The sequence below is a fragment of the Hyphomonas sp. CACIAM 19H1 genome (genome assembly GCF_003325995.1).
Classification (GTDB): domain Bacteria; phylum Pseudomonadota; class Alphaproteobacteria; order Caulobacterales; family Hyphomonadaceae; genus Hyphomonas; species Hyphomonas polymorpha.
In genome coordinates, this window is the sequence record NZ_CP016437.1 from 1,843,830 (window position 1) to 1,865,435 (window position 21,606).

15 protein-coding genes are annotated in these 21,606 nt (G+C 60.9%); 7 read left to right on the forward strand and 8 right to left on the reverse strand.

Going from position 1 to position 21,606, the window contains the following annotated elements; genetic code table 11:
• Positions 1–10: 10 nt before the first annotated feature.
• The 5 genes from BBF93_RS08655 to BBF93_RS08675 all read right to left on the reverse strand — a co-directional run bounded on the left by BBF93_RS08655 (position 11) and on the right by BBF93_RS08675 (position 6,225).
• Positions 11–223, reverse strand: coding sequence for a DUF3126 family protein (locus BBF93_RS08655; RefSeq protein WP_035596157.1), 213 nt, complete (start codon positions 221–223; stop codon positions 11–13).
• Between the two features lie 93 nt (positions 224–316).
• Positions 317–1,126, reverse strand: coding sequence for a serine O-acetyltransferase (gene cysE, locus BBF93_RS08660; protein ID WP_035596154.1), 810 nt, complete (start codon positions 1,124–1,126; stop codon positions 317–319).
• Positions 1,127–1,198: 72 nt separating this feature from the next.
• Positions 1,199–4,327, reverse strand: a complete 3,129-nt coding sequence (locus BBF93_RS08665) for an efflux RND transporter permease subunit (RefSeq protein WP_114105652.1) — start codon at positions 4,325–4,327, stop codon at positions 1,199–1,201.
• Positions 4,328–4,345: 18 nt separating this feature from the next.
• Positions 4,346–5,527, reverse strand: coding sequence for an efflux RND transporter periplasmic adaptor subunit (locus BBF93_RS08670; RefSeq protein WP_114105653.1), 1,182 nt, complete (start codon positions 5,525–5,527; stop codon positions 4,346–4,348).
• Positions 5,524–6,225, reverse strand: coding sequence for a TetR/AcrR family transcriptional regulator (locus BBF93_RS08675; RefSeq protein ID WP_035596147.1), 702 nt, complete (start codon positions 6,223–6,225; stop codon positions 5,524–5,526). The genes BBF93_RS08670 and BBF93_RS08675 overlap by 4 nt, the downstream gene beginning before the upstream one ends.
• Positions 6,226–6,363: 138 nt before the next feature.
• Between BBF93_RS08675 and BBF93_RS08680 the strand changes: the two genes are divergently transcribed.
• Entirely contained in the window at positions 6,364–7,002 is a 639-nt protein-coding gene (locus tag BBF93_RS08680) for a nitroreductase (RefSeq protein WP_114105654.1), read from the forward strand.
• A 36-nt stretch (positions 7,003–7,038) separates the two neighbouring features.
• Here the strand turns inward: BBF93_RS08680 and queF are convergent, their stop codons facing one another.
• Both queF and BBF93_RS08690 read right to left on the reverse strand, forming a co-directional pair.
• Positions 7,039–7,506: a preQ(1) synthase gene (queF, locus tag BBF93_RS08685; protein ID WP_035596141.1), complete on the reverse strand. Its 468-nt coding sequence runs from the start codon at positions 7,504–7,506 to the stop codon at positions 7,039–7,041.
• Positions 7,499–8,518, reverse strand: a complete 1,020-nt coding sequence (locus tag BBF93_RS08690) for a calcium/sodium antiporter (RefSeq protein ID WP_114105655.1) — start codon at positions 8,516–8,518, stop codon at positions 7,499–7,501. Before BBF93_RS08690 ends, queF begins: the two co-directional genes overlap by 8 nt.
• 173 nt (positions 8,519–8,691) lie before the next feature.
• Between BBF93_RS08690 and BBF93_RS08695 the strand changes: the two genes are divergently transcribed.
• The 3 genes from BBF93_RS08695 (at position 8,692) to BBF93_RS08705 (ending at position 15,187) form a co-directional block, all read left to right on the forward strand.
• Positions 8,692–10,512, forward strand: coding sequence for an autotransporter assembly complex family protein (locus BBF93_RS08695; RefSeq protein WP_035596134.1), 1,821 nt, complete (start codon positions 8,692–8,694; stop codon positions 10,510–10,512).
• On the forward strand, positions 10,512–14,624 hold the full coding sequence (locus BBF93_RS08700; RefSeq protein ID WP_035596131.1) for a translocation/assembly module TamB domain-containing protein: 4,113 nt from the start codon (positions 10,512–10,514) through the stop codon (positions 14,622–14,624). Before BBF93_RS08695 ends, BBF93_RS08700 begins: the two co-directional genes overlap by 1 nt.
• Before the next feature lie 179 nt (positions 14,625–14,803).
• Entirely contained in the window at positions 14,804–15,187 is a 384-nt protein-coding gene (locus BBF93_RS08705) for a helix-turn-helix domain-containing protein (protein WP_051612387.1), read from the forward strand.
• A gap of 76 nt (positions 15,188–15,263) precedes the next feature.
• Here BBF93_RS08705 and BBF93_RS08710 read toward each other — a convergent pair whose 3' ends face one another.
• A complete protein-coding gene (locus BBF93_RS08710) occupies positions 15,264–15,926 on the reverse strand; it encodes a CAP domain-containing protein (protein ID WP_035596128.1) in 663 nt (220 codons plus the stop codon).
• A 271-nt stretch (positions 15,927–16,197) separates the two neighbouring features.
• Between BBF93_RS08710 and BBF93_RS08715 the strand changes: the two genes are divergently transcribed.
• From BBF93_RS08715 to BBF93_RS08725, 3 genes are all read left to right on the forward strand, one after another.
• Positions 16,198–17,046: a 2OG-Fe(II) oxygenase gene (locus tag BBF93_RS08715; protein ID WP_206742134.1), complete on the forward strand. Its 849-nt coding sequence runs from the start codon at positions 16,198–16,200 to the stop codon at positions 17,044–17,046.
• Positions 17,047–17,232: 186 nt separating this feature from the next.
• Positions 17,233–18,801 (forward strand): hypothetical protein, encoded by a 1,569-nt coding sequence (locus BBF93_RS08720; RefSeq protein WP_035596125.1) that lies wholly within the window; start codon positions 17,233–17,235, stop codon positions 18,799–18,801.
• 78 nt (positions 18,802–18,879) lie between these two features.
• Positions 18,880–21,531: a TonB-dependent receptor domain-containing protein gene (locus BBF93_RS08725; RefSeq protein ID WP_035596123.1), complete on the forward strand. Its 2,652-nt coding sequence runs from the start codon at positions 18,880–18,882 to the stop codon at positions 21,529–21,531.
• Positions 21,532–21,606: the final 75 nt, after the last annotated feature.

Consider the following 21,606-nt stretch of genomic DNA (forward strand, 5'->3'; position numbering starts at 1 on the left):
CCAGGCGGCCTCAGCCGCCCATGATGTCCTCTTTGAGGACCGTCATCATGAACTGGTAGGACGTCTCGCCCTCATCCTCGTCCTTGTAGACGACGGCGATGAACTCGGCGCCGAGATAGACTTCCATCGAGTCTGCAGCCTTGTCGCGCGCCACAAGGCGCAGGCCGGGGTGAAGCTTTTCCTTGAGATATGCCTCAAGACGCAATGTTTCTTCGCGCTCCATGGCGGCACTCCTTGTTTTGTCTGAACTTGCTGGCGCGCAACCTAGTCAGTTTCGCTTCCAGTGCAATGTATGGGCTGCAACGCCCTGTGAAGCCTAATCTGCGGAGGTCTCGGGAATCGCCTGATCCATGCTCTGGGCCGGCTGGCAGCAGGTAGGCCCGGAAACGATCTTCGCCGGAACGCCCGCCACAGTGCAACGCGCCGGTACGTCCTTCAGCACCACACTGCCGGCGGCAACCTTCGCCTCATCGCCAATGGTGATGTTGCCCAGGATCTTGGCGCCGACCGACAAGAGCACACCGCGCCCGATTTTCGGGTGCCGGTCGCCCACTTCCTTGCCCGTGCCGCCCAGGGTCACCCCATGCAGCAGCGAGCATCCCTCGCCCACAATCGCCGTCTCACCGATGGTGATCCCTGACGCATGGTCGAGCATCACGGCGCGCCCGATACGGGCTGCCGGGTGAATATCCACGTCAAACAGCTCAGAGGCCCGGCTCTGGAAGTGAAACGCCAGCGTTTCCCGCCCCTGCCGCCACAGTTCATGAGCGATCCTGTGAGTTTGCAGCGCCAGGAACCCCTTGAAGAACAGGAAGGGCTGCAACATTCCCCGCGCGGCCGGGTCGCGCTCGATCACCGCCTGCATGTCTGCTTCCGCATACGTGATCAGCGAGGGGGCGCTATCATAAACCGCGGCCAGGATATGCCGGACCTGCTGCGGCCCCATGCCGGGCCCGGAGAGCTTTTCGGCGAGATGGAAGGAAAGTGCCTGCCCCAGCGTGTCGTGCGACAGGATGGCGGCATTGAGATAGCTCGCCAGCGTCGGCTCCTCTGCGGCCGCAGCCTGGGCCTCAAATCTCAGCCTTTTCCAGGCCGGGGGCGGCGCGCCGATATCGGGATTTTCCATTCTGGCTGCCTCTTTTCGAACGTGTTGGGGGTTGAGATGGCATCGCAAAAGCGATGTTTCAATTCCTTTTGCCTATCCGGCAGGGTGCTGACGCGGCGACGGGCGATAGCCAAACATCCGCCGGACAGGCTTCATCGTCATGATGCGGAATACGGCCGGGGTAAAATAAAGGCCGATCAGCGCCGATCCACCAACCCCGCCGGCAATCCCCGCCGCAAGCGGCAGCCAGAAGGTATCGCCCGTCATCAGGATAGGCACGAAACCCGCCATTGTGGTCAGCGTCGTGGCAATGATATGCCGCGTGGCGTCCACCACCACCTCCCGCTGCGCAATCACATCATCCGCCAGCGCATCCTCATTCGCCTGCAACAGGGACAGCACCACAATCGAACTGTTGATCGCGATCCCGAACAGCCCAAGGCTGCCGACGATGGCGTTGAAGCCGAACGGCAGATTGAACAGCCATACCCCGAAAAACGCATAGAAGACCGAGAGAACCCCTGCCGTCACGATCAGCAGCATCATCCGGAATGAGTTGAACACCAGCGTGATCGCCCCTGCCATCACCAGCATCAGCGGAATACCCACGCTCGCCAGATTGCCTATCGCCTCGCCGGAATTTTCCGCCTCACCCCCGATCAGCATGTCATATTCGGGCGGCAGCACGAATCCGCTCGCCTCAAGCCGTTCCTGGAATACCGCCATCGTTGGCGCTGGCAGCGTATACGGATCAAGATAGGCCAGCACCTGATTGATCCGCAGCCCGTCACGCCGCGAAATCGTGCCGGTTTTCGGCGTCAGCTCCATAGCGCCCAGCGCCGAAATTGGGGTGCCCGTCATGCCCGGCATCGCGCCGATGGTCTTGGACTGAAGACCAGACAGAGATTGCCGCCGGCTGTCCGAACCAATGATGCGGACGGGCAGCTCTTCGGTTCCCTCCAGGATGGACCCGGCCCGGATGCCCTCAAGCTCCGTATTCAGACTGGTCGCCAGATCCACCAGGCGCGAGCCGGCCATAGCCGCGGCGGCTTCATCTGCATTCAGCCTCAGCGTCGGGGCGCCCAGTTGCAGAGAGCCCACCGTATATGTCACGCCCGGTGTCTCGCTCAGAAGTGTGCGCAGTTCATTGCCCAGCCGGTTCAGCGTCTCGATATCCGGGCCGCGCAGGATAAGCTCAATCGGCGCATCGGCAGGCGGTCCCTGTTCGAACGGCAGCGTCAGGAAGCGCGCGGATGGAAACTCCTGCCGCACCTGCTGCTGAATGTCACTGATGATCTCATGCGTGCGGGCAGCGCTGTCGAGTTGCACCCAGCCGGAGGCAAATCCCTCCACCCCCTGGGTATTGTTGATGGCGTTATAATAAACCCGCGGCGAAGGTTCCCCCAGAACCCAGGTCACCGACTTGACGCCTTCACGCGCCAGGATGAATTCCGTTGCGCGGCGGGTAATCGCTTCGGCATCGGCAATATCGGCCTCATAGGGCAGGTTCAGCACCACCTGAAACTGATCCCGCTCCGTGGGCGGAAAGAATTGTTGCGGCAGTGTGCTCGTCAGCACAAGCCCCAGCACGGCCGGCGCGACGCCAATGAATATCCCCAATGGCGGAAAGCGGAGCGCAGCTTCAATTGTGCCGCGGTATCCGTCCGACAGAAAATCGAAACTCACCCCGTCGCGCCACCAGCGTCTCGGCCGGCGAGTCTCACCCTTTTCCCAGCCCCGTGTCCGGTCAAACCAGCCCGCCATGGCCGGAACAATCGTCACCGACACGAAGAAGGAAGCCGTGATCGCATAGATCACCGACAGCCCCACCATGCCGATGAACTCGCCGGCTGCGCCCGGCAACATGGCAATCGGGGCAAAGGCCAGAACCGTCGTCAGCGTGGACGCTGCCAGCGGCGCAAACAGTTGTTTCAGGCTCCGCTGCACCGCCTCAAGCCGGCCATATCCCCTGGCCCGCCACTGGTCGACATCATCCGCCATCACGATGGCATTATCGATCAGCAGGCCGAGCGAAATCACGAGACCCGTGACCGACATCTGATGCAGCGGATGCCCGAACACGTTGAACAGGATCAGCACCAGTCCGACCGTGAGCGGCATCGCGAAGCCGACCACAATCGCCGAGCGCCACCCCATCAGGAAGAAGAGAACGGCAAAGACAATCAGCGCCGACATCAGCAGGTTCTGCGCCAGCCCGCTCAGCCGGTCATGGGTATAGACGCTCTGATCGAACACGATTTCCGCCGTGAGGCCCGGCGGCATGTTCACCGAAAAATCCGAAACGACCCGGCGCGCACTTTCAGACCAGATATCGACGCGCTGTTCCGGCGAGATATACGCCGCCACCAGAACAGACCGGTGCCCGTTTTCATAAGCTGCGCGCGTGGAGGGTTGCTGCAGGCCCTTCTCGATGCGGGCCACATCCGCGAGCCGCAGGGAACTGCCATCCTGCCGCTGCAGCACGGGCACCTCACCGATCCGGGAAATGTTCGTGAACTCGCCCTGCACCTCAACGCCAATCGTGCCGCCTTCGGTTCGCAGGCGCCCGGCAGGGTTCTTGGAATCCGCCGCCAGCACCGCGCCCGCCGCCTGGCTGAACGACAGGCCAGCGGCCGATAGCGCCTGCGCGTCCATCACAACGCGCACTTCCTCAACCGGCATACCGTAGGTCTGCGTCAGTTCCGTGGCGTTCAGCCTCTGGAACCGGTCCTGAAGATCCAGCGCCAGGCGCCGCATGATCGGCAAGGGCGCCTCGCCCTCCCCGGTCCATGTCAGCGACACGATCATGGTCGCCGCGCCAACATACATCCGCGTCACTTCCGGCTCGGATGCTCCGGGTGGGAATGATCTGCGCGCCTGCTCGGCCTTCTGCCGGATCAGCGACCAGGCATTGTCGACCTCTGTTTCGGTAAGGTCTTCCTGGATATCCAGAACAAGCTGCACCACCCCGTTGCGGGATATGGTATCCACCTGTTTGACCTCAGGCAGCTCCATCAGCGCCGCCTCGAGCGGCTGTGCCACTAAGGCTTCCATCCGCTCTGCGTCGGCGCCCGGCAGGAACACGACAATCGTGCCAAAGCGCTCAACCAGTGTGGGGTCTTCCTGCCGCGCCAGCGTGAACAGTGCGCCAAGGCCACCCAGCAGGATGACCAGGATGGTCAGGATCGTCAGCCGCGCGTTGCGGAAGAAAAGCGTACTCACCCCAGCCCCTCCGCCCCGTCAGCCGCCATTCGCCGCTTCGGCGCGCTGCACCTCGCGGGGCAATACCCTGGCCCCAGGTGTTACGCGTTGAAGTCCGTCCACGATAATCCGGTCGCCCGCTTCCACAGGGCCGCGCACAAAAGCCCGCTCCCCGGCTGGATAGACCATCTCGACCAGCCTTGGCTGCGCGCGCCAGTCATCGTCCTCCCCCACGACGGCATAGACCGTCCACATGCCCCGATTGGCGCTCGAAAGCGCCTTCAGCGGCACCCAGAACCCCTTCTCCTGCAGCTTGCGCTGCATCTTGAGACGCACCAGCGAGCCTGCAGGAACCCCGCTGCTGGCCGGCACATCAAACACAGCCGCAACCGTCCGCTGAGAGGCATCCACAACGCCCGTCACACTTCTCAGCGGCGCTTCCACCGGGCCGGTTTCCGCTTCGAGAGTATAGGTCTCGCCAGGCACCAGTTCGGGAACAATCCGCGCTGAAACACCGATGCGCGCTTCCAGATCGCCTGCTTCAACAAGCTCCAGAATGGCTTGCCCCGGGCCGGCGATGGCGCCTTCGTCAGCAAAGCGGGAAACAATCACACCATCATAAGGCGCAGTGATGCTTGCCAAATCAATTTGGACACGGAGCGTATCTGCCTGCGCCCTGGCAGCCTCCACCCGCGCCATTGCCGTGGTGGCCTGCGCCACGAACTCTTCCACGCGCTGGGCCGAGACATGCCCCTGCGCCTGCAACTGGCGCTGCCGCTCGGCAGTATCGAGGGCCAGCTGGTGGGCGGCGCGCGCTTCCTCAACGACCGCACGGGCCGAAGCCAGCTGCGCGCCCAGCCCGCGTGTGTCCAGCCTGGCAATGGTCTGCCCCGCCTTCACCGTATCGCCCACGCGCACATCGATACGCTCGATCCGGCCGCCGGTCTGGAACCCCAGCCGGCTGGTGCGCCGCGCTTCGGCTATGCCGGTGAACAACTCCTCGATGTCCAGTTCAGTGAGATATTCCACTGGCGACACGCTGACGGCCAGAGGCTGAGGCTCAACCGTCGCAATCTTCGGGCCTTCCTTGCTGCGCAGCAGGGATGCCGCCGCCAGCAGACCTGCCGTGATCGCTGCCATCAGCACAATGAATATCAAGGCCTTCAGAAGGGTCGGGCGGCGCCGGCTGGGAGGCGTATCGTAAGGGGTTTCGGTGGTCATTCGGCGTGCCCGGAACAAACTGGCGATACTGGGGAAGCACAAAGGCTGCGGAACAGCAGCCCGGCATGAAACTGGACAAAACGGGCAGTATCGATCCCGCGATCCGGCGGCGGCAGAAGGCCGGGAAAGCCCGGCAGGTGGATCAGCAGTAGCGCCACGCCATGCATGGATGCCCAGAGAGACTTGGCCGCAATGTAGGGATCAAAGGAGGTATCGAAGACACCGATCTCCTGCCCTTCGCGCACCAGACCAACAACGATCATGAATGCCTGGCCCTTGTGGCTCTTCTCGAAATCCTCCCAACAGTCCGTGCCATTCATCCCGGCGCCGGGGTCAGCGGCCGAGGCGAAGGCAGCGGCATAATGATGGGGGCGCGCAATCGCGGTCTCGACATATTTTGCAAAGCACTGCCGGACGCGGGCCTCAAATGGCAGGGTCGTAAGGGCAGCCCGGTCCACAGTGGACATCAGCCGCTCGAAGAAGGACTCCTTCAACTCGTCGAGGAGTTCTTCCTTGGAGCCGAAATACTTGTAGATCGCCGCGGGCGAGTAATCGATTTCCTCAGCGAGCCTGCGGATGGAGAGACCCGATTCCCCTTCCTTGGAGAAGACGCGCTCGGCCGCGTCCAGAATCGCTGTGCGCACGCGCTGGCGGCGGCGCTCTGCGGGGCTTTCGTCCGGGAGGGTATCGGAATCCAAAGAGGGCGCCTCGATAATCGTTCAATTAGTGAACAGTGTTCACATTAACGTGATACGCCGCCTTCAATTGCATGACAAGCAAATCATTGGCCTGAATCAGTCTTTGCGAATGTCTCGCAGAAGGCTAAGGCCATCTGCGTGACCAAGCTTTTTCCCTCCCCCCCGCCGACAGGCGTGCCGCTTCTCGCCGCAAGGCCAGCGAACGCCGTGCGCAGCTTCCTTGCCCTGCGCAAATCCGCCAACAAGCTCTTCCTCAACGAGCCAGGCCCCAGTGCCAGCGAACTGCAGGAACTGCTGACCATTGCTGTGCGCGTGCCCGATCACCGCAAGATGGCGCCCTGGCGCTTCATCACTTTCCAGGGCGAAGCGCGGGCGCAGTTCGGCAAGGAACTGGCTCATATTGCCGGCCGCAAGCCCGGCGTTGAAGATCGCGACATTCTCGACGCTGCCGGCCTCCCCCTCCGCGCCCCCACGGTGGTGGCTGTGGTGTCCTCGCCGGTCGACGATGGCAAAACGCCGGTCTGGGAACAGGAACTCTCGGCAGGCGCGCTCTGCTACAACCTGCTGCTGGCGGCGAATGCCTGCGGCTGGGGCGGCGTCTGGCTGTCGGAATGGATCATGTTCAGCCCGGAGGTCAACGCCCTTCTCGGCCTTAAGCAAACCGAGCGCCTTGCCGGCTTTATCTATATCGGCACCGCTACCGCTCACCCCCAGGAACGTATCCGGCCGGACCTGCAGGGACTGGTCATGGCCTGGCCGGCAAAACCCGCCGACTGACCGGAAATGTCCGGATTTGTGCGCAATGGGAGCAGCTCAGCCGCGTCCTCGATAGGACGCGACGCCGGTTTCAGGCACATAAAGCCCTTTGGGAACGTCACCGGACTGCCAGAACACATCGATCGGTATCCCGCCTCTGGGATACCAGTATCCGGAGATCCGCAGCCACTTTGCTTCGGTGAACTCGAATATCCTTTTCCCAATGGAAACAGTGCATTCCTCATGGAATGCCCCATGGTTCCGGAAGCTCGTCAGATACAGTTTCAGGCTTTTGGATTCGACCAGCCATGGCCCCGGGGCATAGTCGATCACCAGGTGCGCAAAGTCTGGCTGGCCCGTCACCGGACAGAGCGATGTAAACTCCGGCGCCACAAACCGGGTCAGGTAAAGTGTATCAGAATGAGGGTTTTCCACGCGTTCCAGCTGCGCCTCTTCAGGGCTTTGGGGTTGCGCAGTGTGTTGGCCGAGTTGGCCGAGCTTCTGGTAGATGGGGTTGTCAGCCATTGGGAAGGATCGCCGGTACAGGTATAAGGTCAAAGGTCAGGCCCATATAGAGGACATACCCCAGGAGCAACACTGCCCCCTCCCAGCGCGCCAGCTTCCGTCCGGTCAGCGCAAACAGGAACAGGAGGGCGACAGACAGGACGAGCGCGCCGATATCAATGGAGCTCATGATGCTCACTGGCTCCGTCCCCGCCATTGCGGAAGCCCCGGCATCCCCGCGGACACTGAACGGTTGAACCAGCGCCGTTACACCCAAAATACCCAATATATTGAATATGTTGGACCCGATTACGTTCCCCAGCGCCACATCCGCCTTCTTCCGGAACGCGGCCACCACAGACGTTGCCAGCTCCGGCAGGCTGGTGCCGATCGCCACGATGGTCAGGCCGATCACTGTTTCGCTGATGCCAATCGACCGGGCGAGTGTCACGGAGCCCTCCACCAGCAGATTGGCGCCCACAACCACGCCGATGAGGCCCGCCACCGCAATGATGATCCCCAGCATCAGGCCATACTGGGCGTCGACCACCTCCCCCTCTTCCCGGTGCATCACCGCCGTTTCGTCCTGGCGTCTCTGATCCATCACGAGGGAAAAGACGAGATAGCTGATGAGAATGGTCAGCAGAATGAAGCCCGAAACCCGGTTGAACTGGTCAAACCACAGCAGCCCGCACAGAATCGCCGTCGCCGCCACCATCACCAGCCCGTCGCGCAGGATGGCCTTGGGGTGCACGATGATGGGCGACAGGATCACCGCAATCGCCAGCACCAGCAACACGTTGGCGATGTTTGAGCCGACCACATTGCCGACCGAGATGCCAACCGCCCCCTGCCCCACAGCCTGAAGGCTGGTGACAAGCTCAGGCACTGATGTGCCGAATCCCACCAATGTCAGACCGATAACGAGTTCAGAAATGTTCAGTCTGCGCGCTACGCTGACCGAGCCGCGCACCAGCGCCTCCCCGCCCACGAACAGCAGAACAAGACCTGCCGCGATCATCAGATACATCATTTATCATTAATCCCACTGAAATCCGGACCTTATACTGTCCCCTGCATCAGAGTTACATGGGCACGGAAAACTCGCCTGTGGAGGGCTGATATCCGGGCTTCACGGTTCCTTCAGGATAATTGGGCCAGTTCTTGCAGGGAAATAGGTCGGCAGAAAGCTGAATATTGGTAACTATGATACGCGGTATTCCGAACTCTGGATTTAGTCGGCTTCGGCCGATTGCTGGCGCCTGCCTGCTGGGCGCCGTTACTGCCTGTGCCTCCATTAATGGAACGCAGAACGGAAATGGCGTCTCAAATGGGTCCGTCGCGCAGGGTCATTTTCATCTGATTGGTGTCCCGCCAGCGCTCGCTGCCCGCGCCAATGCCCTGCTCAATACGGATCAGCCCGCACCGCGAAGCGTTCTGGAAAAGCGAAACCGCGCGCAAACCCTCGCGCGGTCCATAGAAGACCTCCTTGCGTCCGAGGGCTATCTGGCGGCCGAAGTGCGCCCGGAAGACTTCACCGCAATGGATGCCAGCGCCGCCCTCAATGTCGACCCCGGACCTCGTTTCACCGTCCTCTCCGTGAGCCTGAATGGCGCTGAAACGGTCGATCCGGACACACGCAGGATCATTGACGGCCACCTTGCCAAGCTCCCCTCCGGAAGCATCGTAAGGGCGCAGGAGGTGGAGCGCGTTGAGGCTGAGCTCGTCACATCCCTGCAGATGCGGGGCTACGCTTTCGCCACAAGCCCGGGAATCGACGCGCTTGCCTCGCGCGAGGAAGAAAATGTCGAGATAACCTATACGGTTGATCCCGGTCCGATGGTCCGCCTCGGCGAACTGGAAAGTGACGAGACCAATCCCCGCTCCCAGAAAGCCATTCAGGTTCTGAAGACCTGGCGGGAAGGCGCAACCTATAATCCGCGCACCATCGACCGGCTGCGCAGCCGCCTGCGTTCCAGTGGTCTCTATGAAGGCATTGGCGTTGTCGTTTCCAGAGAGCCCGATGCCGAGGGGTATCATACGGTCTCCCTTACCCTGACCGAAGCGAAGCCTCGCTCTGTCAGCTTCGGTGTCAGCGCCTCCACAACTGAAGGCGTCGGCGCGGACGCACGCTGGGAAAAGCGCAACATCACCGGACGCGCAGACAAGGTCACCGTAAGCGCGGAAGCCGCGACCCTCGCCAGAAGCCTTACCGCCGCTTATGAATTGCCGAATATTGGCCGTTTCGGCCGCACACTTACGACAGAGGCCGGCGTTCGCCAGGAGGAGACGCAGGCTTACGATCTGGACGGCGCCAAGATCGCCGCAACGCTTTCTCAGCCCTTCACACGCCAGCTCACCCTCTCCATCGGCGCTGCCATAGACGCCACACGCATAACCGATCAGCGCACGCGCATTTATCTCGGCGAACGCGAACAGGTTACCTTCTCCATTCCGGTAACTGCTGCGTATACAGACGTTGGTGATCCGCTGGATCCGCAGGAAGGCATCCGCGGATTTGCGTCTGTAGAGTCCGGTGTGTCCGTGGGTAACAGCACGCCCGGCTACACACGCATGCAGATCTCCGGCGCGACCTACCGGAAGATTGCCAGCGATCTCGTCGCGGCCGTCCGCGCCGAATATGGCGCCTTTGCCGGCTCCAACGCCGTGCCAACCGACAGGCTGTTCTTTGCCGGGGGCGGCGGCACAGTGCGTGGCTACGAATACCAGTCCCTTTCACCCACCGACGAGTTCGGCGAGTATTTTGGCGGGCGCAGCCTCTTTTCGGCGTCTGCGGAACTGCGCTGGCGGCGGTCGGAGCGGTTTGGTTATGCCGCCTTCGTGGATGTCGGCGCGGCGGGCGATGATCCGGGCACGGTCTTCAGCGATGCAAAGGCGTCCGTCGGTCTCGGCATCCGGTACTATCCGGGGTTTGGCCCGATCCGGTTTGATGTCGCCGCGCCCCTGAGCAAGCGCGATGGGGACGCGCCGCTGCAGATCTATGTTTCTATCGGGCAAGCATTCTGATGAAGGTTCCCGCACTCCCCCTTCAGGACTGGCGGCGGCGCCACCCCTGGCTCACCGGCGCAATTATTGCGGCGGCAGGCAGCGTTGCCGCAGCTGGCGCCGTGAGAGTGTGGATCACGACCGACAGTGGGCGGAACTTCATCGTATCCCAGATCGATGGCATGGACGTGGCCGGATATGGCCGGCTGCATATCGAGGGGCTGAGGGGAGACCCCCTGTCAGACCTTCGTGTCGGCAAGATACAGATCATCAATGAGGGCGGCGTCTGGGCTGAAGCTCAGAATTTGCGTCTTCGCTGGTCGCCCCTGTCGCTGCTTTCGCGATCAGTAGATATCTCCGAACTCGATATCGACAACATCTCCATATTCGAGCGGCCCGAGAGGGAGCCCCGCCCGCCTTCTGAAGGCGGCGGGAATTGGCGCGTCAATCTCAACTCGCTCGTGCTTGACAGGCTGGTGCTGGCAGACGGCGTTGCCGGCCCCCAATCGGCTTCGGAGATCAGCGCGCGTTTCGTGCAGCAGTCCAGCGGCGCGCTGGATGCCGCACTGCGCCTGCGCCCGCTGGAAGGGCGCGGCGACCGCGTAGACCTGCTGATCGTCATGACCGCGTCGAAACGGTTTGACATTACGGTGATTGCAGACGCGCCAGCCGACGGCATGTTTGCTCACATGCTCGAACTGGAGCCGGGCTCGGCCGCACGCCTTGAGGCCAACGGCGCGGGTGACCTGATGAATGGTGTCGCCGAGGCGCGCTTCTCCATCGACCGCGAAGACAAGGCTTACCTCTCGGGCAAAATGGAGAATGGCCGCCTCAGCGCTTCGGCAAAGATCGACTCCACATCTCTTCCGTTGCCGGATGATATTATCTCGCTTCTGGGAAATTCGGCGGAAGCCTCCCTCTCTGCCCGCCTGGACGGAAATGAAGCTAACTTTGAACTGGATGGCCTGCTTGCAGAGGGGGAAGTACACCTCGCCGGCCTCGCGGATCTCGACAGGCGCGAATTGATCGGCCCTGCCCACCTCAGCGCGGATCTCGCCTCGCTGCGCCCGTTCTGGGAAAGAGGCGCAGGTATCTGGCTGAATGGTGAACTCACCTATGCGGATGGTGATGCTGGCTATGTGGGCGACCTCCGCCTTGTTGCGGAAGAGGATTCAGTGCTTCCTTTTGAGGCCGCCACGGGGCGCGTCACCGTAGGTTTCACCGATGGCGCCATTCCGTTTACAGGCAATCTGGAACTGCAGGGCCCCTTCCCGATTGGCGATCTTGCCAGCGCCGCCGTCGGCCCGACGCCCTCCGTCACGCTGAACGGGCGCTTCGATCTTTCCTCACAGGCGTTGACCCTCCAAGACAGCGAGGTCCGTCACGAGACAGGCTCCCTCAACCTGGCGGGCACCGTGGACGTCAAGGAAGGCCGTCTCGCTTTGGCAGGCCGCCTGGATCAGGCAATTGACCCTTTCGTTCCCAGCCTTACGGGATCAGCAGACGGTATCCTCAGTATTGAGGGGCCGTTTTCATCCATAGATGTTTCAACAAACCTTGCCCTCCGAAATCTTTCCGGGCCGGAGGCTGCCAGCGCGCTGGTGAATGGAAACGGCAACGCGGCGGCGTCCCTACGCATTGCTGGCGGAGACGTCACGGCACGGATGATCCGTGCCCGTCTTCCGGGCCTCAGCGCGGATATGTCAGGTACGCTGGCGGGCCCGAGCGGCCTCGCTCTTGACTTCACTGCGCAGCAGACCGCCGACCTGACAACTAGCGGCACAACAGTAAATCTCGGCACGACCGGAGGAAAGATTTCTCAACCCGGTGACACCCTTCTCATCGCTGCAGAAAGTGTCGACGGCTATATCGTGAATGGCGCCCAGAGGATCGATCGGCTTTCAGTTACAACATCGCTTGAACAATCCGGCTCGAACATTGACGGCCCCGTCAGGGTTGCGGGTCAGTATGGCGAGGAGAACATCGCCCTCTCCGCAATCCTCCAACGCAGCGAGCGCTCGACACGGATTGACGACATTTCAGGCTTCCTGGGCCAGCTGCAGGTGGGCGGTCATGCCGAATTTTCTGATGCCGGCGACCTGGACGCAGCCGCCCGCATATCCGGAAATGATTTCGTGTTCAGCGGGATTGAGTTCGGGCAGATTGCGCTGGATGCTTCCGTGCGCCAGGCTTCCGGAGAACCGCTCTCCATCATCATGAGCGCGGACGCACGCAACACCGTGGTTTCGGAAGATGTGCATTTCGAGCGCGTCACCGCTGACATTACGACCACCGAACGCGGCTACCAGTTCTCGGCAAAACTTGAAGACCCAGCCCGCAATCGGCAGACGGACATGCGGGTATCTGGAACCGCGTCTGTTTCGGGAGACGCTCCGGAAGGGACGCTTTCACTGGGCGGCATGATCTTTGGGCAGACGGTATCAACCCGGCGGGACGCCCGCTGGCGGCTGGGAGAGACGCCCGAGGTGGACGCCGACCTTGGCATTTTTGGCGGGGCCGCCCAGATTTCCCTGGGTATGGTTGGCACGTCACCTGAATTCAAATTTGCCCTCGACAATGTTGATATCAGCCCGGTCCTATCCTCCTTTGGCGCGCTCGTGTCCTCCGCGCGGATAGATGGCGCCGGCTCGTTCCGGCCTTACGGCCGATCACCTTCCGGAAGCTTTGACATTCGCAGCAACAGCCCGGTGACCGGGTTGGACGGCGCCATAGACCTCGATGTCAGCGGAAAACTGGATGCCAGGCTGCTCTCGATTGATGGCAGCGCCAGTTATGGCCCCACCCTGGGCGGGGATTTCGCTTTTGCGCTCCCGGTCATCGCCGAAGAAGGCCAGATGGCGCGCCTCAACAATCAAGGTGCCTTGCTGGGCAACGCAAAGTTCAGCGGCGACCTTGAAGCTATTCGCCAGATTGCGCTGGCCTATGGTCATGACATCGGCGGCACGCTCAACTCATCCCTCCGCCTGGCAGGCACGCTCGAGACTCCGCAGATTGATGCGCGGGTCGATGTTTCCGATGGCGTCTATGAATATGGCGCCATGGGTTTCCGGATCGCCCGGTTCGATCTCAATGCCGCCCTGGAGGATGGTGCGATAGCCGTGGATGCGACCGGGCAAGGGCCAGACGGCGGCACGCTGAAAGCCACAGGCCGGCTCGATGACGCTGGCCAGGGCAAGGTCGACATCGAGCTCAGGCGGCTGCTCGTATATGACCGTAATTCGGACAGTATGCGCCTTTCCGGTACGGCTGCGCTCACCGAATCGGCAACAGACCGCGTTATTTCCGGCAGTCTCAACGTGGATGAGGCCCGGTATTCGCTCGACAATTTGCCGTCCGCCGGCGTCCGCCGCCTGGATGTACGCTGGCGGGAGGATCTTTCGGACGAGCCGGTTGATCCGGTTCTTGAAAAGCCGATCAAGTTCAATTTCCGCATCCAGTCGGATCGCAGGATTTTCATTGATGGGCGAGGTCTCGATTCCGAATGGGGCGTCAATGTCAACGTCACCGGCTCTCCCGCCGCGCCGCTTCTCAATGGACGCGCGACCCTGGTTCGCGGCGAGCTGGAGCTTGCGCGCCGACCCTTTGTTTTCGATGCAGGCACCGTAACCTTCGACGGACCGGTTGATTCCGCCAGGGTGGCGATCAGCGCGGCCCGTGTGGTGGATGGTTTCTCGGCACGAATCGATGTCACGGGCTCTCCGACCAGCCCGCGAATCGAACTCACAAGCACGCCGGACCTGCCCGCGGACGAAATTCTTGCAAGAATGCTGTTTGGGCGCTCGGTCATGGACCTGTCCGCGCTGGAAGCAGCCGAACTGGCCAGTTCCATTGCCCGCCTCAGCGGCCAGGGCGGCGGCCTTGACCCTCTGGGCCAGATACAGGCCGGCCTCGGCCTTGATCGCCTGCGGCTGGGCATGAGTGATGAAGGTACTACAGAACTGGGGGTGGGCCAGTATCTGGCACCGGATGTCTATCTGGAGGTGACAACCGCTGGCGCTGCTGGGAATTCTGTAGAAGTTGAATGGCAACCCCGCCCTCAGATTTCAGTTACGTCCGAAGCGCGTTCTACTGGTGAATCAAGGATTTCCGTCCGCTGGAAGCGAGATTACTAGTATTTAAGGCGATTATCTGGAATTAGGATTGCAGTATGAATTCCAGCATCCGACATGAACGTTAAGCCCAAGCTCCCCAGCGTTTCAAATATTTGGCAAGCGTTTCAGAAATTTATGCACCGGAAAACTTGCTAGAACGCCTGTCACTTAGGAGACAGATTAAAACCTAAAGGTGGAAAATGATGCAAGAAGAAATTCGGGCTGCTGGTTCCCGCTCTCCCACAAAGGTTGACCAGCAGGTTGGCGAAAAAATCAGGGAACTCCGTATTGCTCAGAACTTCACCCTGTCCGAACTCGGCCAGGAACTGGGCATTAGCCATCAGCAACTTCAGAAGTACGAAACCGGCACCAACCGCCTCAGCGCGGGGATGCTTTCCAGCGTAGCCCGCGCGCTCCGCGTGCCGATCGCTGAACTGTTCCAGACCTCCGATGCCGCGTCGCAGGAATCGAGAGACCCGGTGAGCGAATCGCGCGCCCGCTGTCACGCCCTGATCGACCGCACGAGCTCTGTCGCCAAACTTGAGACGATGGCGAAAGTTCTTCGCGCGCTCTCCGCCGATTGATTCGGCGCCCCTGAATGCAAAGAAGCCGGAGCATCCCTGCTCCGGCTTTTTCTTGGCCGCTGTATCGCTTGCGTAGCTAGTTCACACGCACATACGGTCCACGAAGCGTGTAGACGTCCGGCCCCATCGCGACATCGAGATTGAGGTATCCTTCTGCTCCTGTGCCGCGCGGATCGCGAATGCGCTCACCTGTGCCGCGAAGCAGTGTCGTCCCCGCGCCGTCGCTGAGCGACCAGCTCACCGGGGTCATACCGCGCGCAGCAAGATCCACGCGCAGGCTCTCGGCGCCGCTTGAGTTGACAGGCAACGGCCGCTGCAACTGCCCTTCAACCCGCGCCAGCAGCTGCACAACATACAGCCGCCCACCCTGCTCGACCGCGCCGATCCCGACATGATCGAAGCCTGAACGCAGCAGGTTTTCCTTGTTGGACGGATCCGACATCAGCGCGGCCAGTACCGTGTCCGCGCTGGTGCCGGCGTCAACGATGGCGATCGCCGTCCCGAACGCGCTGTAAAGCGTCTGCCGGTCAGCCTGGCGGACATGATCAAGCAGCGTTCGCCCTTCCGGGGAGACATCAGCTGCGTAGTGGCGGCGCGCCATGTCCCTTGCATGCTCCTGGGCAACGAGAGCCAGTTTCTGATGCTCCGCGAAGCCCGCGAGACCAGCATCCAGCCGGACGCTCTCGATCGCCGCGAGGAGATCTTTACTGACATTCGACCGGTCTGCCGCAGAAGTCATTCCGCTCGATTCTCCGGGGGAGAAACGCGCCAGCGAACCGGCTTCCGAAAGGGCCACCCCTGGCGCCGCAATCGCCAGAGCGAGGAGTGACAAAGCTCTGTATTTCAACTGTAACATAACTGTCACAATACATATTTTACATATTTGCGTCAATGAGATACATAATATGGTATATTCCGTGTAGGTATGTTTTTAATCAGCCTACGTTGTTTTCAAGTGTCATCTCATCGTCACATCCCTGCACTATTCACGCCACAGGAATGGTGCTGCGATGACGAACATGACGATCAGCGATGAGTGGCTGACCTACACATGGGTTCGCCTGAGAACCGGTGTGGAGCCGCACGAGGTCAAACGCCTGCTCATCAAGAATGGGTTTGACGAGGCCACCATACGCGCGCTGATGCGCGACGCTTATGATGGCCGCCGCCCAATCTCCGACGTTGACCATGCTGCCCTTTCCAATGCGCCCCTCACCCGGCGCGCACTGAACCATCCCCTGCTCCGGCGTGTTCCTGTTTCCAAGGCGCAGCTCTATGTCTGGCCAAATTTCCTGGCGCCGGAGACGTGCGATCAGCTGATCGCCCTGACAGACGAACGCCTGCGTGCGTCGACAACGACAGATGTTTTTGCAGACCCGAAGGTCCGCACTTCGCGCTCTTCAGACATCGGTTCTCTTGGCAACAATCTCGTGATGCAACTGGACGAACTCATCGCCGAAGCGCTCGGCGTTCACTGGTCCTATTCCGATGCCACCCAGACGCAGCGGTATGATGTCGAACAGGAATACAAGGCACACTATGATTATTTCCTGCCGGGAACCAGAGACTATCAGGTTCACTGCCAGTTCACCGGTCAACGCACCTGGACGTTCATGATCTATCTCAATGATGTTGAAGAAGGTGGCGGAACCCGGTTCCGCAGGCTTGAGAAAACCATCATGCCCGAAAAGGGCAAAGCCGTTATTTGGAACAACCTGAATCCGGATGGAAGCGTCAATCCGTACACGATCCACCACGGCATGAAGGTCCGTTCGGGCGTGAAATACGTCATCACGAAATGGTTTCGCGAGCGTGGCTGGGGGGAGATGTTCCCCGCCGAATACTCCATAAATATGTAATGTTGCCAGCGCGCCACACACGTGGCGCCGCGCACGCAGTTCACGGAAGTGTCATCTAAACTTCCCGTAAGTGTTGCAATCAAATCTTAAGGCTCCGCGCTGCGGGCAGACGGCAAATTAGCGTCTGGGGAGCGCGGCGGGGGAAACCGTCAGCGCGCCCGCTCAGGGTTCACGACGGAGACATTGATGTTGACCAAGAATAACTTCCGCGCGGCGCTTCTCGGCTGTGCTGCAGTCGCGCTGCTCGGCGCCTGCAGCGGCGCTGATGGCGTTGCCTCGCCTGGCGTTGGCGCTTTCGTTCCGTCGCCTACCGCGCCGGCACCGACCCCTCCCACCACGCCGACCACCCCGACCACGCCGACAGGCGGTCCGGCAGCCGACTGCCCGGCCGAGTTCTCGAACGTGGGCACGATTTCCGACAAACGTATCTGCCAGCTGCCAAGCACAATCGTAGGCAACCTTGTGGTTCCCAAACGCGACGGCACGATCTACTCGGTCGCTGGCCGCACCCAGGTGGGCACCGACCTTGGCTCTGACCCCAACAGCCCGATTGCAGGCCGCACCTCGGGTATCCTGACGATCGAGCCGGGCGTGACCATTTTCGGCAACTCTGGTGGCGACTACCTTCTCGTGAACCGGGGTTCGCAGATCTTCGCTGAGGGCGAAGCCGATGATCCGATCATCTTGACAAGCCGGGCCAACATCGCAGGCACCGCTACCGAAAATTCGATCGGCCAGTGGGGCGGTCTCGTGATCCTCGGCCGTGCTCCGACATCGGATGGTTGCGGAGCCGTGACCCCGCCGAACATCGCCTGTGAGGCGCAGGTGGAAGGCGCAGACGCCTTTTACGGCGGCAACACGCCGACCGACAACAGCGGCCGTATCCGCTATCTCCGCCTCTCCTATTCCGGCTTTGAAATCGCGCCGAACAACGAACTCAACGGCATTACCCTCGCCGGCGTCGGTAATGGTACGACGTTTGAGTACGTCCAGGTTCACAACAGCTCGGATGACGGTATCGAGATCTTCGGCGGGAACGTGAACATCCGCTACATCGTGCTTACCGGCAATGATGATGACTCCTTCGACACCGACTCTGGCTGGCGCGGTGCGGCTCAGTTCGGTATCGTGTATCAGCGTTCCGGGGGTGGAGACTTTGCGTGGGAAACCAGTTCGCGCGGCACCAACACCGCTGATTTCTTCACCCGCCCGACCTACTCCAACTGGACAATCGTCATGCGTGAAAACAGCACGCGGGACGCCGTTGTCCACAATACTGGCCACACGGCGCGCGTTTACAACACGGTCATCCGCCATCCGGGTAACCATCAGTGCGTGAACATCGCCACCAACGCAACGCTGAACAACCCTAACGGTGTTGAGGGCAACGGTCCGCTCTATCGCTCGGTCTTCTTCTCCTGCGCCGGTGGCAATGGTGATGGCGGCGCGGCTGGCACCACGCCGGCGACCGATATCCCCGATGCAACCGTAGAAACTCTGCTGACCCACCCCACGAACGTGCTCAACGGCACCTCAACGCTCACTGGCGGGTTCATCAACGGCGCCAATGAGAATGCGGTGACCGCGTCCACCTTCCCCACCTCCCTGAACGCCGGGGTTGGTCTGGGCACGAACAACACATTCATCACGGGCTTCCTCACGCCGGTCGACTATGTCGGCGCCGTGCGCGATGCCAGCGACAACTGGTACGAAGGCTGGACCTGCAGCCTGCCGGGTCAGCCGACCTGCCACTAACACCATGACCAAGACGGAGGCCTCGCAAAGAGGCCTCCGTTTCTTCTCATCTCAAGCATCCATTCAGGATCTTATCTCATGAAATTCAGCTCGCTGTCCCTCCGGACCCTGCTGATCGCTTCGACAGCGATCCTTGCGCCCGCCTTCGCTTCGGCTCAAACTGAAAACACTTCCGATACGTCCCCTGAGGCGGCAGCACCCGAAGCTCAGGATCTCCAGCTTCAGGAAGTTGTTGTTCTTGGCCGTTATATTCCAGAAGTGCTGCGCAGCACTTCTGAAGTCGCCGCTTTCCTCGCGCCGGAGGATCTCGCGCGCCAGGGCGACTCCGACGCCGCCTCTGCTCTGGCCCGCGTCACCGGTATCACGATTGCCGAAGGCCGTTTCGTGTATGTCCGAGGTCTGGGTGAGCGCTATTCTGCTGCCCGCCTTAACGGCTCGCCCCTTCCAAGCCCGGAACCGCTCCAGCGCGTTGTTCCGCTCGATCTCTTCCCCACAAACATTCTCGAAAACGTCCTTGTCCAGAAAACCTACTCGGTTGAATATCCGGGTGAATTCGGCGGCGGCATCGTTGATCTTCGCACGCTGAACATCCCTAAGGAACGCTTCCTCGAACTCAGCGTATCGGGTAGCTACAACACCGAAACGACGGGCAAAGACGGCATCACCCACTATGGTGCCGACAGCGATGTGCTCGGTTTCGACGATGGCACACGCAAGATCCCCGGCCTGGTGCGCCAGGCAATGGCTACTGGCAATCGGATCCAGAACAACAACTTCACCGATGCGGAGCTGCAAGCCATGGGGCAGGCGTTCACCAACGCGCCCATCAACCTCATCCAGACGAACGATAGCATACCGATGAACGGCAGCTATGAAGCATCCGCTGGAACGTCCTTCGACCTCGGTGGCGCTGAACTCGGCATCATCGGCGTCCTGGGCTACAGCAATGACTGGCGCACGCGTAATGGCCGGCAGGAAGTCGGCGAGATCAATGGTGGCATTCTCAGCGCCACCTCGACCTATGATTATCTGACCACGGAACAGAACATCGGCTGGGACGGCCTTTTCGGCGTCGGTCTTGATTTTGGCGATGACAAGTTCAACTGGACCAATCTGTACATCCGCCGCACCACGAAACAGACGAGCATCCGCGAAGGATACGACGATCTGGCCTCGCGCGATGTGCGGGATGACCGCACGGGTTGGTATGCCCGTGAACTCTACAGCACCCAGATCAACGGCGACCACTATCGTGGCCCTTGGACTCTCGACTGGAGAGCTGCACTTTCCCAGACAAAGCGCGATGCTCCGTATGAGCGGGCCACACGCTTCATATTCAGCGAAATCACCAACAGCTACATCTACGATCCTTCGGGTTCGGGCTCGTCGAACAGCACGACCTTCTCCTATCTCGACGACAAGGTCGTGAGCGGTGGCGCCGATGTGAAATACGTACAGTCGCTCTCTTCGGCCCGCGACATCGAATACTCTGCGGGCGTTGAAGCCTATCAGAATGATCGGAGCGCCCAATCGCGCATCTTCAGCTTCATCGTGGGTAATCCGCCGCTGGATTTCCTCGTGTCGCAACAGCGCCCGGACTTCCTGTTCGCCAACTACAACATCAATCCTGACCTCTTTGTCCTGCGCGAAATCACTGGCTCTTCGGGTGCGGCCGCGTATGACGCAGACCTAAAGGTCTTCGGTGCCTATGCGAAGGTTGACGCGGAAATCATCCCTCTGGTTCGCACCGCTGTGGGCGTCCGTTTCGAGGACGCAACCCAGTCGGTAACGCCGCTCTCGCTGATCGCTTCGGAAACTGCGCCAGAAGCGCCGCCGGAACTGGAAAACCAGTACCTGCTGCCAGCCGCAACGCTGACCTGGAACTTCGCCGAGGATCAGCAGCTTCGTCTGGGAGCTTCCAAGAGCATCGGCCGCCCGCAGTTCCGCGAACTTGCGCCCCAGCAGTATTACGACCCGGAAAGCGGCCGGACGTTCATCGGCAATCCCTATCTGACGGATACGGAGATACTGAACCTCGACGCCCGGTACGAATTGTATTTCGACCGCGGCCAGGCCGTGACTGCTGGCGTCTTCTTCAAACAGCTCGACCGTCCGGTGGAAGCCGTTGTGGTCCAGCAGAGCGCCTCGGTGTTCCAGACTTACCTCAACGCGCCTGAAGCCATTCTCTACGGCGCCGAGATCGACTTCAAACGCGTCTTCGACAGCCCCATCAAGGGAGCCTTCTTCGACTCGAAGGAATTCCTGGTGCAGGCCAACTACACCTACACCACATCCGAGGTGAAGGCCGGTTCCGGAGACGTGGTGTATCCGCTGCAGGCCGGTGGTCAGCCCCGTCCCGCCACGGACTTCATCATCGATGGCACGCGTCTTCAGGGCCAGTCCGAGCATATCGCCAACCTGCAGATCGGCTGGGAAGATGAGGCTGCCCGTTCGCAGCTGACCCTTCTTGCCAACTATGCCAGCGAGCGGGTCACCGCCCGCGCGCCGGCGGGCCAGCCTGACTTCCTGCAGGATCCGGGCATCAACCTCGACCTCGTCTACAAGAAAGGCTTCGACCTTCGCGGTAAAGCCTTCACGCTCGATATCAAGGCGAAAAACCTCCTCAAGGAGGATTTCGAAGAATATCAGACCGGTAATGACGGCTATGTCCGGGTTAACCAGTATGATGTCGGCACAACCCTGTCCGTTGGCCTCAGCGCGGCGTTCTAACTCTGGTTAATTTTCGTGCCACCGGAGAAGCCGGGTGAAATTCGAGGCGCAGCAGGCAATAAACCCCTGCTGCGC

Bases quoted from the DNA above. Each gene is read 5' to 3' on its own strand.
- cysE (WP_035596154.1), bottom strand. From the start codon at position 1,126: ATGGAAAATCCCGATATCGGCGCGCCGCCCCCGGCCTGGAAAAGGCTG.
- BBF93_RS08670 (WP_114105653.1), bottom strand. From the start codon at position 5,527: ATGACCACCGAAACCCCTTACGATACGCCTCCCAGCCGGCGCCGCCCG.
- queF (WP_035596141.1), bottom strand. From the start codon at position 7,506: ATGGCTGACAACCCCATCTACCAGAAGCTCGGCCAACTCGGCCAACAC.
- BBF93_RS08720 (WP_035596125.1), top strand. From the start codon at position 17,233: ATGTTGACCAAGAATAACTTCCGCGCGGCGCTTCTCGGCTGTGCTGCA.
- BBF93_RS08690 (WP_114105655.1), bottom strand. From the start codon at position 8,518: ATGATGTATCTGATGATCGCGGCAGGTCTTGTTCTGCTGTTCGTGGGC.
- BBF93_RS08655 (WP_035596157.1), bottom strand. From the start codon at position 223: ATGGAGCGCGAAGAAACATTGCGTCTTGAGGCATATCTCAAGGAAAAG.
- BBF93_RS08700 (WP_035596131.1), top strand. From the start codon at position 10,512: ATGAAGGTTCCCGCACTCCCCCTTCAGGACTGGCGGCGGCGCCACCCC.
- BBF93_RS08725 (WP_035596123.1), top strand. From the start codon at position 18,880: ATGAAATTCAGCTCGCTGTCCCTCCGGACCCTGCTGATCGCTTCGACA.
- BBF93_RS08705 (WP_051612387.1), top strand. From the start codon at position 14,804: ATGATGCAAGAAGAAATTCGGGCTGCTGGTTCCCGCTCTCCCACAAAG.
- BBF93_RS08710 (WP_035596128.1), bottom strand. From the start codon at position 15,926: ATGACTTCTGCGGCAGACCGGTCGAATGTCAGTAAAGATCTCCTCGCG.
- BBF93_RS08715 (WP_206742134.1), top strand. From the start codon at position 16,198: ATGACGAACATGACGATCAGCGATGAGTGGCTGACCTACACATGGGTT.
- BBF93_RS08695 (WP_035596134.1), top strand. From the start codon at position 8,692: ATGATACGCGGTATTCCGAACTCTGGATTTAGTCGGCTTCGGCCGATT.